Source organism: Bradyrhizobium sp. B025 (assembly GCF_042257955.1).
GTDB lineage: Bacteria > Pseudomonadota > Alphaproteobacteria > Rhizobiales > Xanthobacteraceae > Bradyrhizobium > Bradyrhizobium diazoefficiens.
Map to the genome: position 1 here is coordinate 7,912,676 of NZ_CP170150.1, position 12,458 is coordinate 7,925,133.

A 12,458-nucleotide genomic window follows, 5' to 3' on the forward strand; every position below is an offset into this window, starting at 1 on the left:
TCTCACAGTCTTGCGGCTTTTTCTTGCAGACATCTCACCTCTCCCCGGGCGGGGAGAGGTCGAAAGTTAGGTCAAGGCGCCGCTAGAACCGGCCGCCGCCGCGGACCAGCCGCACCACGAGCAGCAAGATGACCGCGCCGATGGCGGAATAGACGATTTCCGACACGAGCCCAGTGCCGATACGAATGCCGAGCTTCGGGAACAGGAAGCTGGCCACAAACGCGCCGGCGATGCCGATCACGATGTCGCCGATGATGCCGAAACCGGCGCCCCGCACCACCTTGCCGGCCAGCCAGCCGGCGACCAGGCCGACGAACAGGATGACGAGCAGGCCTTCATTGGAAATGTACATAAGTGAGGTCCCTCTCCGTGAACGGGGCCATGGAACCGGAACCGGGATGAATGGGGTCTGAATGCTGGTCGGCTCGCCCTCGGTGGGGCGTCTAAACAAAAAACTCGAAAACAACCCCATGCACAGTAGAACGGACCTTGGCCGAGCGCGCTCGGTGAATTGTGACAAGCCGGTGTTGCCGTAGAGGAATTCTGAAGTAACGCGCGTTTGGAAAGTGAGGGACGCAAACTCTCTCATTCCCTCCCCCTTGCGGGCGAGGGGCAGGGAGAGGGGTAGCCGCGGGCGCGGGCGGCTTTTCACCTCTCCCCGCTTGCGGGGAGAGGTCGGATCGCATCGCAAGATGCGATCCGGGTGAGGGGGTACAGGTCTCTCGACATGGTCATGCGCGGAGAGAGGCCCCTCACCCCAACCCTCTCCCCGCAAGCGCGGGGCGAGGCAGCGCACCGTCCCGGGAGCGACAGCTCCCCAGCGCTACGACGCCGTCACCGGCTCCGCCAGCACGCACCTTGCCGCCCGGCCCGGTCCCACCTCCACATTCGCAGGCAGTTGCTCCAGGCAGCGCGGCTGGGCGGCGGCGCAGCGGGGGGCGAAGGAGCAATTATGGGGCTTTTCGGCCAGCGACGGCGGGGTGCCGGGGATGGTTTCGAGGCGCTGCCCCCGCTTGGCGCCGTGGATTGTGGAGGCGAGCAGGCCCTTGGCATAGGGGTGCACCGGCGTGCGGACGATGTCGCGCAAGGTTCCCTGCTCCACGATCTGGCCGGCATACATCACCGCGACGCGGTCGCAGATCTCGATGGCGACGCCGATGTCGTGGGTGACGAAGATGACGGACATGCCGAACTCGCGCTGCAGCTCGCGCAGCAGCAGCAGGATCTGGATCTGCACGGTGGCATCGAGCGCGGTGGTCGGCTCGTCCGCGAGCAGGATTTTTGGCCGGCAGGCGAGCGCCAGCGCGATCATCGCGCGCTGACGCATGCCGCCGGACATTTCGTGCGGATAGGCATCGAGCCGCCGTTTTGCGGAAGGAATGCGCACGACCTCGAGCATTTCGAGCGCGCGTGCCCTGCCCTCCGCATAAGACTTGCCTTCGTGGCGCACCACGCTTTCGGCGATCTGCGCGCCGATGGTGTAGACCGGATCGAGCGCGAGCGCCGGCTCCTGAAAGATCATCGAGACGGTCTGGCCGCGGAACGACGAGAGCTCCTCGTCGTTCATCGCGAGCACGTCGCGGCCCATCACGTTGACCTTGCCCGTGATCTGCGTGCGCTTCTTCGGCAGCAGCCGCATCAGCGCACGCAGGGTCACGCTCTTGCCGGAACCGGATTCGCCGAGCAGGCCCAGCACCTCGCCGTCTCCCAGCGAGAGGCTGAGATCGTTCACGGCATAGACCGTGCGCTCCCCGGTGAAGCGGATGTTGAGGCCTGAGATCTCGACGAGCTTTGTCATGACGGCAGTTTGGGTACCCGGTCGTGATAGTCGGTGACGCGCTGGAACGCCGCGCCGATGGTGAGCAGGGTCGCTTCATCGAAGGAGCGGCCGATCAACTGCATGCCAACAGGCAGCCCGCTTTTGGTGAAGCCGGACGGTACGGTCAGCGACGGCAGGCCGAGAAAATTCACCGGGCGGGTGAACAGCGTCAGCCGCTGCACCATGGCCGGCGCATTCGGGCCGCCGCCGACATCGCTCTCCTCGATGGTCGGCGCCGGCACCGGCGAGGCCGGCGCGATGATCGCGTCGACACCAGCGGTCGCGGCGTTGTGGGCGGCAAGCGCGGGACCGCGCCAGCGCATCGCTTCGAGATAGGTGATGGCGGGAACGGCGAGACCGTTCTGCAGCCGCATCAAGACCTGCGGTCCATAATCCTGCGGACGCTCGATCATCCAGCGCTTGTGGAAGGCGGCGGCTTCCGCCGCGAGCACGAGCTGGCTCGCCGAAGACAATTGCCGCTGGTCCGGCAGCTCGACCTTGACGATGTCGGCGCCCTCGCGCTTGAGCACCGCGATGGTCTCGTCCAGCACGCGCGCGACCTCGCTGTCGAGATCGTCGACGTAGAACGACGCGGGCACGCCGATCTTGAGGCCTTTCAGCGAACCCTTGGTCGCGCCGACATAGTCGGACAGCGGCTCATGGCTCGCGGTCGAATCCTCGGGATCGGGACCGGCCATTAGCGCCAGCAGCAGCGCGCAGTCCTCGGCGGTGCGGGCGAGCGGCCCGACCGTGTCGAGCGATTGCGACAGCGGCATCGCGCCGGCGCGGCTGACGCGGCTCCAGGTGGTCTTGAGGCCGGTGACGCCGCAGAAATGTGCGGGCATGCGGATTGAACCGCCGGTATCGGAGCCCAGCGCCGCAAAGGTCAGCCGCGCGGCGACCGCCGAGCCGGAGCCCGACGACGAGCCGCCGGTGATATGCGCGACGTTCCAGGGATTGCGCACCGGACCGTAATGGGCGTTGTGGCCGGTCGGTCCATAGGCGAATTCGGCGAGATGCAGCGTGCCGAGCCGGACCTGGCCCGCATCCTTCAGCCGCTGCAAGGCGGTGGAGGTCGTCGTCGCAACGAAATCGCGGCGGATCAGCGAGCCGCAGGTCGAGACCTTGCCGGCATCGTAATACATGTCCTTGTGCGCGAGCGGCACGCCATGCAGCGGACCGCGCACTTCGCCCTTGGCCAGCTCGGCATCGGCGGCCTCGGCTGCTTTCAGCGCCGCCTCCGCCTCGATCGACATGAAGGCGTTGAGATGCGGCTGCCACTGCGCGATGCGGTGCAGCAGCGCGCGCGTCACCTCATGCGAGGACACCTGCTTCATCGCGATCGCACGCGCGACCTCGGTGAGCGTCATCAATGCCGGTTCGGTGCTCATTTCGACACCTTCGCCGTCTGCGCGAGCACGTAAGAAGCCGGCTCGAGGTCGAACGGCAGCGTGCCGGCGATGGCGGCAAAGCCTTCGAAGGCCGGCCCGATGGAGTTGGAGATGCGTGTTGCGATCTCGTCATCCACGGGAACGCCGGCAACTAGCGCGATCGGCTTGATCTCTTTTGGTGTCGGTCTCGTCATGCGATTTCCCCTGCGGGCGCGCGGCTATGGCCTGACCCCGGAATGGCCATGTAGCACGCGGCCTCGTGGCCCATTGTATCGACCGCGGTGAGCTTTGGCGCTGCATTTGCGCAGAGCGGCTCCGCAAATGCGCAGCGCGTGTGGAAGCGGCAGCCCGACGGCGGATCGATCGGATTGGGCGGATCGCCGGTGATCGGCGGCTTTTCGGTGCGCTTGTCAGGATCGGAGGACGGCATCGCCGCCAGCAGCGCGCGCGTATAGGGATGCGCCGGCTGGTCCCAGACCTGGTCGACCGGGCCGAGCTCGACGACCTCGCCGAGATACATCACCAGCACACGATCGCTGATGTAACGCACGACGTTGAGATCGTGGCTGATGAAGAGATAGGTCAGGCCGAACTCGCGCTTGAGATCGGCCAAGAGGTTGAGCACCTGCGCCTCGACGGATTTGTCGAGTGCGGAGACGGCTTCGTCCAAAATCACCAGACGCGGCGACAACGCCAGCGCCCGCGCGATGTTGACGCGCTGGCGCTGGCCGCCGGAGATCTCGTGCGGATAGCGGTTGGCGAAGTTTTCCGGGCGCAGGCCGACCTTGCCGAGCAGCTCGCGCGCCAGCGCCCGCGCCGTGCCATCGGCCATGCCGTGGACTTTCGGGCCGAAGGCGATGGATTCCTCGATCGTGAGGCGCGGATTGAGCGAGGCATAGGAGTCCTGGAACACCATCTGCATGCCGCGGCGCAGCTCGCGCAGCGACAGCGCCTGGCCGACGGTCATGCCGTCATAGATGATGTCGCCGGTATCGCGCGGCATCAGATGCATCAGCAGGCGCGCGGTGGTGGACTTGCCGCAGCCGGATTCGCCGACGATGCCGACGGTCTCGCCCTTGGCGACGGAGAAGGAGACATTGTCCACCGCGCGCACGGTGCGTTTCGCGGCGAACAACCCGCCGCGGACGGGGAAATGCTTGGTCAGGCCGTTGACCTGGAGCAGCGGCTGCGCGACGCCGCCAAGATCTTCAATCGGCTCTAGCATGGCGACGGAAGCGTTGGTTTCGCTCATGGCCTAGTTCCTGATGTCCATGGCGCTGCGCAGGCCGTCCGAGAGAAGGTTGAAGCAGATCGAGACCGCGAAGATCATCGCGCCGGGAAGCGCGGCGACCCAGGGATTGACGTAGATCGCGGTGCGCAGCGTGTTCAGCATCAGCCCCCATTCCGGTTCCGGCGGCTTGGTGCCGAGGCCAAGGAAGGAGAGGCCGGCGGCCAGGATCATCGAGACCGAGATCAGGCTGGTGGCATAGACAAAGATCGCGCCCAGCACGTTGCCGAGGATGTGCACGCGCATGATGGTGAAGGCTCCGGCACCGGAGGCGCGCGCGGCCTCGACGAAATCCATGTTGCGCACGCCGGTGGTGACGCTCTCGGCGACGCGGGTGATCTGCGGCACGAACACGATGGTCAATGCCACGATGGAGTTGAGGATGCCGGCGCCGAGCGCGCCGGAGATCGCGATCGCGAGCAGCACCGACGGGAAAGCGTAGAACACGTCCACGGTGCGCATGATCGCGGTGTTGAGCTTACCGCCGACATAGCCGGCAATGATGCCAAGCGAGGTGCCGATGCAGAAGGCAAGGATCACGGGCAGGATGCCGATGACAAGCGACAGGCGTCCGCCATAGATCAGCCGCGCCAGCATGTCGCGGCCGAGCTCGTCGGTGCCGAGCGGGTAGCCGACCGTGCCGATATGCCGAAGGCGGCGGATCATCGAGCCCTTGTAGGGGTCTTCCAGGCCGAGCCACGGCGCCAGGATCGCGGACAGGAAGATCAGCAGCAGCACCAGCGCGCAGGCCATGCTGACCTTGTCGCGCACGATGCGGCGGCCGACGGTGGCCCAATAGCCGCGCGCCTTGGTGGCGGGCGCGGCCTGCAGCGCGGCGTCGGCAGTGGCAGACAACGGAAGCTCGCTCATCGGCTAGCCCCGCTTGATGCGCGGATCGATCGCGGCTTGCGCGATATCGACCAGCAGATTGAGGAAGACGAAGAACAGCGCGAGGATCAGGATCGTACCCTGAAGCAGCGGCAGGTCGCGCTGGAAGATCGCCGAGTTGAGCAGGAAGCCCGAGCCCGGCCAGGAGAACACGGTCTCGATCAGGATCGAGCCGCCGAGCATGTAGCCGAGCTGAAGCCCCATCACCGCGAGCGCGGTGGGCGCGGCGTTCTTGATGACGTGACGGAACACGCCGGTTTCGTGCAGGCCTTTTGCGCGCAGGGCCTCGACGAAGTCCTGGCTGAGGATGTCGCCGGTCAGCGCGCGCACGGTGCGGGTGACGATGCCCATCGGAATCACCGACGTGGTGATCGCCGGCAGCACGAGATATTTCAGGTGCGCCCAGTCCCACGCCCAGGAGTTGGAGCCGTTCGGTCCGGCGCCGACCGCGGGCAGCCAGTTCAGCTGCACCGAGAAGATGATGACCAGCACCATGCCGAGCCAGTAATGCGGCACCGAGACGCCGGCGATGGCAAAGGAGGTCGCGACCTTGTCGATCCAGGTCTCGCGGAAATAGCCCGCGATCAGGCCGAGCAGGATGCCCATGGTGAAGCCGATGATGGCGGCGGCAATCGCGAGCGTGACGGTGTTGCCGACCGCGCGCATGACCTCGGCGAGCACGGGGCGCCCCGTCGCGATGGAATTGCCGAGATCGCCATGAAGGGCACGGAGCAGCCAAAGCCCGAACTGCACCGGCAGCGGCCGGTCGAAGCCGTAGGCGGCGCGCAGCTGCGCCGCGAGCTCCTGCGAAGCGTCGGCCGGCAGCACGGCGACGAGCGGATCGCCCGGCGTGATGTGCACGAGCAGAAAGCACACCAGCGCGACGCTGATGACGATCGGGACGACATAGACGATGCGTCTGGCGGTATAGGCGAGCACGTCGGATTCTTTCTTCCCTTCTCCCCTTGTGGGAGAAGGTGGCGCGAAGCGCCGGATGAGGGGTTCTATCCGCGGTTACAGCATTATCGAATGAGAGAGAGGGTCACTCGCGGAGAGAGACCCCTCACCCGGCTTCGCTATCGCGAAGCCACCCTCTCCCACAAGGGGAGAGGGTACAGCGTGCGTGTGGCGCGAACTACTGCATCGACACCAGCGAGAAGTCGATGAACCAGCTCTTCGGCTGCACGACGCCTGTGACCTTCGGGCTGATGGCGCGGGGGCCGACGTCGTGGGCGACGTAGAGGAAGGCCGCGTCGTCGACGGAGGCCGCGTGCAGCTCGGCGAGCGCGGCGTCACGCGCGGCGGGATCGAAGGTCTGGCGCGCCTTCTTCACCAGCTCGTCGAACTTGGGATTGTTGATGAAGCCCCAATTGTTCGAGACCGGCGGCGCCATGCCCGATTGCAGGAAGCGCACCAGCGCGAAGAACGGGTCCATCGCCGCATAAGTGACGTTGGTCGCGTTCGAGCCGTTGGCCGAGGGATCCTTGGCGCCGCGGCGCCAGTTGGTGAACAACGTGTTCCACTCGATGACGTCGAGCTTCACGTCGAAATAGCATTCGGCGAGCGCCTGCTGGAGATATTCGTTCATCGGCAGCGGCTGCATCTGGCCCGAGCCGGAGGCCGAGGTCTGGATCTTCACCTCGAGCTTCTTGTTCGGGCCGAAGCCGGCCTCCTGCATCAGCTTCTGCGCGGCCGCCTTGTCGTACTTGATCTCGAAAGCCGGCTTGCCGCGCCAGGGATGGCCGGGCTCGAAGGTGCCGGTCGCAGGCACCATCAGGCCGGCGAGCAGGCCGTCCTTGAGGCCTTCGCGATCGACGCAGAGGTTCGCGGCCTTGCGCACGCGGATGTCGTTCCAGGGCGAGCCTTCGACGCGCGAGAACTGCCAGGGCCAGACATGCGGCTGCTCGTTCGCATAGAGCTTGAAGCCGCGCTGCTTGAGCTCAGGCAGCGCATCCGGCGCCGGGGCCTCGACCCAATCGACCTGTCCGGAGAGCAGCGCCGCGGTGCGGGCGTTCGCCTCCGGCATCGGCAACAGCACCATCTTGTCGACCTTGGGCACGCGCGCCTTGTCCCAATAGCTCGCGTTCTTGACCAGCTCGAGCCGCTCACGCGGGGTGAAGCTCGCCATCTTCCACGGGCCGGTGCCCGCGGCGTCCTTGGCAAAGGCAGTCCAGGCGGCCTGAGACTTGGCCTTGGCGTCGGCGCCTTCCGCCTTGTCATAGAAATGCTGCCACTTCGCCGGGCTCGCCATGAAGAGGTTGGTGAGATTGATCGGCAGGAAGCTGTCGGGCTCCTTGGTGGTGAGCTCGACCGTCATGTCGTCGATCTTCTTCGCGGAAGCCAGCGTCGGCATGCGGGAGGCGGTGACGCCGACCTGGCTGGCGTCGAACTGCGGCGCATCCTGCTTCAGCACCTTCTCGACGTTCCACACCACGGCGTCCGCATTGAACGGCGAGCCATCATGGAAGGTGACGCCGGGGCGCAGCTTGAAGGTCCATTTGGTCTTGTCGGCATCGTCGACCTTCCACTCGGTCGCAAGGCCGGGGATCACCACGCTCGGCTTATCGGCGGAGGACAGGTCCCAGCCGGTCAGCGCGTCATACATGGTGAGGCCGGTGAAGCGGTTGCCTTCAAAGCCCTGATCGGGCTGGCCCAGCGTGCGCGGAATATCGGCAGCGGTCATGCCGATGCGCAGCACCGTTTCCGCGCTGGCCACACGCGGCCATGCGGCGGCACTGCCGAGCGCCAGCAACGCGATCAGCGCCGCGCGGGTCTTGTTGTTCTTGATCAGCATCGTCTCAGTCCTCTTCCGGCTTTCAGTGACTAATTTTGATGCAATCGTATGCAATGGCTGTGCCAATGAGGAAACTTTTTCTGCAAATTGCCCCTGCGACGACAAGTCTTTGTGATCGCACGTCTGCGGAGGCACGTCGCTGCCTATTCTGGCATCAAGATTGCAAGTTTGGCCCCGAAATCTCCTGGGAGCTTTGGGCCATGCGTATCCGACTAACGACCTGTTTCGCCGTGCTTGCGCTGGCGATTTCCGCGATCTCGGCGCGCGCCGAAACGGTGGTGCGCTACGGCATCTCGATGGCGGACATTCCGCTGACGACCGGCCAGCCCGATCGCGGCGCCGGCGCCTATCAGTTCACGGCCTACACGATCTACGATCCGCTCGTCGCCTGGGAGATGGACGTCGCCGATCGTCCCGGCAAGCTGGTGCCGGGCCTCGCGACCGAATGGAAGGTGGACGATGCCGACAAGACCAAATGGCGCTTCACGCTGCGCAAGGGTGTGAAGTTTCACGACGGCAGCGAGTTCAACGCCGATGCCGTGATCTGGAATCTCGACAAGGTGCTCAACGACAAGGCGCCGCAATTCGACAAGCGGCAGAGCGCGCAGGTGAAGACCCGCCTGCCGTCCGTCGCGAGCTACGCCAAGATCGACGATTCCACGGTGGAGATCACCACCAAGACGGTCGATTCCTTCTTTCCGTATCAGATGCTGTGGTTCCTGGTCTCGAGCCCGGCGCAGTACGAGAAGCTCGGCAAGGACTGGGACAAGTTCGCCAGCGAGCCCTCCGGCACCGGCCCGTTCAAATTGACCAAGCTGGTGCCGCGCGAGCTTGCGGAGCTGACCAAGAATCCGGACTACTGGAACAAGAAGCGCATCCCCAAGGTCGACAAGCTGGTGCTGGTGCCGATGCCCGAAGCGCTGACGCGCACCAACGCGCTGCTCGCCGGGCAAGTTGACCTGATCGAGACGCCGGCGCCGGACGCCGTGCCGCAGTTGAAGGCGGCCGGCATGAAGCTCGTCGACAACGTCACACCGCATGTCTGGAATTATCATCTCAGCGTGCTGCCGGGCTCGCCCTGGACCGATATCCGCCTGCGCAAGGCGCTGAACCTTGCGATCGATCGTGAGGCGGTCGTGGGCCTGATGAACGGCCTGGCAAAACCCGCCAAGGGCCAGGTCGATCCGTCGAGCCCGTGGTTCGGCAAGCCGACCTTCGAGCTGAAATACGACCTTGCGGCAGCGAAGAAGCTGGTCGAGGAAGCCGGCTACTCCAAGGCCAAGCCGCTGAAGACCACCTTCATCATCGCGCAGGGCGGCACCGGCCAGATGCTGTCGCTGCCGATGAACGAGTTCTTGCAGCAGAGCTTCAAGGAGATCGGCATCGACATCGACTTCAAGGTCGTCGAGCTCGAGACGCTCTACACGCATTGGCGCAAGGGCGCGGCCGACGAGATGAACGCCGGCATCACCGCCAACAACATCGCCTATGTCACCTCCGACCCGCTCTACGCCATCGTCCGCTTCTTCCATTCCGGCCAGATCGCGCCGGTCGGCGTCAACTGGGGCGGCTACAAGAACCCGAAGGTCGACGCGCTGATCGACGAGGCCAAGCAGACCTTCGACAGCGCCAAGCAGGACGAGCTCTTGGCCCAGGCACATGCACTGATCGTCGACGATGCCGCGCTGGTGTGGGTCGTCCACGACACCAACCCGCATGCGCTGTCGCCGAAGATCAAGCAGTTCGTCCAGGCACAGCACTGGTTCCAGGACCTGACCACGATCGGGGTGGAGTGAGGGCAATCTACCGCGTCAAACACCCCTGTCGTCCCGGGCAAGCGTCAGCGCAGACCCGGGGCCCCATAGCCACAGGGAGATGTTTGGCGAAGACTCGCGGTTGCCGATCTCGCGCCGCAACTCCTCCCTGGGATTATGAGTCCCGGATCGGCGCGCGCTTGAGGCGCGCTTGTCCGGGACGACAGCGAATGTGTGCCCCCTACTTCGTCAGCAGCGCGTATGCCCCGTTCCAGCCTTCCGCCGGCGGATTGAGCTGGAATTCCTTGATGCGGATTTCATAAAGCTTGAACAGCTTTTCCAGCGTGTCGGCGTCCTCGCTGCGACGGCCGCGCTCGATGGCGTCCAGCGCGCCCTGCCAGTCGCGGTTGCGGTAGCAGCCGAGCATCTCGATGGTGACGTTGCGCAGGCGCTGGAAGGAGCCTGAATGCAGCACGTCCTCGCGGCCGGCGACGGCGTAGATCACCTCCGGCTCGGTCTTGCCCTTGACCATGATGAAGTCGAGCTCGAGGATCGCGAACTTGTCCTTGGCGGCGAGCGCGGTCCTGGAGCCGACGATGATCGGGAAACCGTATTCCTTCGACTGTCCCTCCAGGCGCGAGGCCAGGTTCACGCTGTCGCCGAGCACCGAATAGTTCTTCTTCAGGTCGGAGCCCATGTTGCCGACCACGCCGATGCCGGTGTTGAGGCCGATGCCGACATTGAGCGGGATGTAGACGTGGCCGCCGTCGGCGGCTTCCTCCTCGCGCTCCTTGTTGACCGCGTCGATCCGCTCCAGCATCTGGATCGCGGCCTCGCAGGCATTGACCTCGTGCTCGGCATCGTCGAGCGGCGCGTTCCAGAACGCCATGATGGCGTCGCCCATGTACTTGTCGATATAGCCCTTCTGATCGATGATCACGTCGGTCAGCGGCGTCAGGAAGCGGTTCATCAGCGTGATGAGACCTTGCGGATCGTGCTTGTAGCTCTCCGAGATCGTGGTGAAGCCGCGCACGTCGGAGAACATGATCGTCATCTCGCGCTCCTCGCCGCCGAGCACGAGCTTTTCCGGCGACTGCGCCAGCTGTTCGACCAGAACTGGCGACATGTACTGCGCGAACATGCCTCGGATCTGCACGCGCTGGCGCTGCTCGCGCACGAAGCTGGCGAAGATCAGCGTCAGGTAGATCGCGGTGGTCGACAGCAGCGGGTAGGTGAAGTCGATGAGGTAGCGGTACTGCGCGTAGAAGAACCAGGACACGCCGACCAGGATGGCGGCGAACATCGCGCCCGCAAGCACGAGGCGTACCGGGCCGAGGTTCGGCGTGAAGATGATGACGAGCAGGCCGATGACAAGCGCGGCGATCAATTCGACGCCGAGCGCGTAGTTCGGCTGGGAGATCACCGCGCCGCTCAGCACGCTCTCCAGCACCTGGGCATGAATCTCGACGCCCGGCATGGTCGAGGACACCGGCGTGGTCTTGATGTCGTTGAGCCCGACCGCGGAGGTGCCGACCAGCACCAGCTTGCCGGCGATCTTGGCGGGCGGCACGGTGTTGTCGAGCACGTCGGCCGCCGAGACGTAGATCGAGGGATCCTGGCGAGCGTAATGCACCCAGAGCTGGCCGTTTCTGTCGGTCGGTATCTCGACGCCCTTGAGGCGCACGCCCCGCACGCCGGTCTTGTCGGTCCGGACCAGCAGCGTCGGCGTTCCCGTGATGACGCGCAGGATCTCGAGGCTGAGCGAGGGCATGACCATGCCCTGCGCGCGCATGATCATCGGCACGCGGCGGATCAATCCGTCGCGCTCGGTCTTGATCGAAAACAGGCCACGGCCCGCCGCAACCTTCTCGATGACGGGCACGTTGCGCAGCAGGCCCGGGAATTCGAACAGAAAGCGTTCGGCACCGTCCTCGCCGACCGTCGCGACGCCGGTGAAGGGGAGCTCCTTGTCGATCTCCGACGAGATCGCCCGCTGCCCGGTCTCGCCCAGCACCACGCGCGAGCGCTTGATAGCATCGGCAAGGATCTGGTCATTGGTCGGCAGCTCGCGCAGCTTGGCGCGGGTGGCATCGTCCAGATAGCGCATCTGGCTCGCGACCAGATCCGGGTTGAGCCGGTCGGCTTCCGAGAACACCACGTCGAAACCGATCGCGACCGCGCCGTTGCTGGTGAGGTTCTGGATCAAATCGGCGATCCGCGTCCGCGGCCACGGCCACTGCCCGAGCCTGGCGAGGCTCTTGTCGTCGATGTCGACGATGGTGACCGGCCGCGCCGTCTTGTGGCGCGGATCGATCAGCTGAAACATGTCGAAGGTGCGCAGCCGCAATTCCTGGATCGGCGGCGGATCCCAGAGCCGGGCGCCGGCGAAGACGACCAGCAGCGCCAGGCACATCAGCCGCGCAAGGCCAAGCTTCCGCGCAAACCACCGCCGGAGGATCTTGAGACGTTTCATATCGCCTGAATTTCCCGCAGCTCTTCTTCGTCCGATGTTCGGGCGACAATA

The 12,458-nt window shown here is 65.2% G+C and carries 10 protein-coding genes; 1 reads left to right on the plus strand and 9 read right to left on the minus strand.

Annotated features, from left to right (window positions below; translation table 11 throughout):
• Positions 1-82: 82 nt before the first annotated feature.
• The 8 genes from ACE10W_RS37455 to ACE10W_RS37490 all read right to left on the minus strand — a co-directional run bounded on the left by ACE10W_RS37455 (position 83) and on the right by ACE10W_RS37490 (position 8,180).
• On the minus strand, positions 83-352 hold the full coding sequence (locus ACE10W_RS37455; protein WP_011090639.1) for a GlsB/YeaQ/YmgE family stress response membrane protein: 270 nt from the start codon (positions 350-352) through the stop codon (positions 83-85).
• A gap of 471 nt (positions 353-823) precedes the next feature.
• Positions 824-1,798: an ABC transporter ATP-binding protein gene (locus ACE10W_RS37460; RefSeq protein WP_011090640.1), complete on the minus strand. Its 975-nt coding sequence runs from the start codon at positions 1,796-1,798 to the stop codon at positions 824-826.
• On the minus strand, positions 1,795-3,210 hold the full coding sequence (locus tag ACE10W_RS37465; protein ID WP_011090641.1) for an Asp-tRNA(Asn)/Glu-tRNA(Gln) amidotransferase GatCAB subunit A: 1,416 nt from the start codon (positions 3,208-3,210) through the stop codon (positions 1,795-1,797). Before ACE10W_RS37465 ends, ACE10W_RS37460 begins: the two co-directional genes overlap by 4 nt.
• The gene (locus ACE10W_RS37470) at positions 3,207-3,404 is read right to left on the minus strand and encodes a hypothetical protein (protein ID WP_038966122.1); all 198 of its coding nucleotides are present in this window, start codon (positions 3,402-3,404) and stop codon (positions 3,207-3,209) included. The genes ACE10W_RS37465 and ACE10W_RS37470 overlap by 4 nt, the downstream gene beginning before the upstream one ends.
• Positions 3,401-4,462, minus strand: coding sequence for an ABC transporter ATP-binding protein (locus ACE10W_RS37475; protein WP_304548962.1), 1,062 nt, complete (start codon positions 4,460-4,462; stop codon positions 3,401-3,403). The genes ACE10W_RS37470 and ACE10W_RS37475 overlap by 4 nt, the downstream gene beginning before the upstream one ends.
• Positions 4,463-4,465: 3 nt before the next feature.
• Entirely contained in the window at positions 4,466-5,368 is a 903-nt protein-coding gene (locus ACE10W_RS37480) for an ABC transporter permease (protein WP_011090643.1), read from the minus strand.
• A 3-nt stretch (positions 5,369-5,371) separates the two neighbouring features.
• Positions 5,372-6,325 carry an ABC transporter permease gene (locus ACE10W_RS37485; protein WP_011090644.1) on the minus strand — a complete coding sequence of 318 codons (954 nt, stop codon included), beginning with the start codon at positions 6,323-6,325 and terminating at the stop codon, positions 5,372-5,374.
• A 196-nt stretch (positions 6,326-6,521) separates the two neighbouring features.
• A complete protein-coding gene (locus tag ACE10W_RS37490; protein WP_304548965.1) occupies positions 6,522-8,180 on the minus strand; it encodes an ABC transporter substrate-binding protein in 1,659 nt (552 codons plus the stop codon).
• A 200-nt stretch (positions 8,181-8,380) separates the two neighbouring features.
• On the opposite strand from ACE10W_RS37490, the gene ACE10W_RS37495 reads away from it, so the two are divergent.
• Positions 8,381-9,976: an ABC transporter substrate-binding protein gene (locus ACE10W_RS37495; protein ID WP_028173725.1), complete on the plus strand. Its 1,596-nt coding sequence runs from the start codon at positions 8,381-8,383 to the stop codon at positions 9,974-9,976.
• Between the two features lie 199 nt (positions 9,977-10,175).
• Here the strand turns inward: ACE10W_RS37495 and ACE10W_RS37500 are convergent, their stop codons facing one another.
• Positions 10,176-12,407, minus strand: coding sequence for a CHASE2 domain-containing protein (locus ACE10W_RS37500; RefSeq protein WP_304548967.1), 2,232 nt, complete (start codon positions 12,405-12,407; stop codon positions 10,176-10,178).
• Positions 12,408-12,458 lie beyond the last annotated feature (51 nt).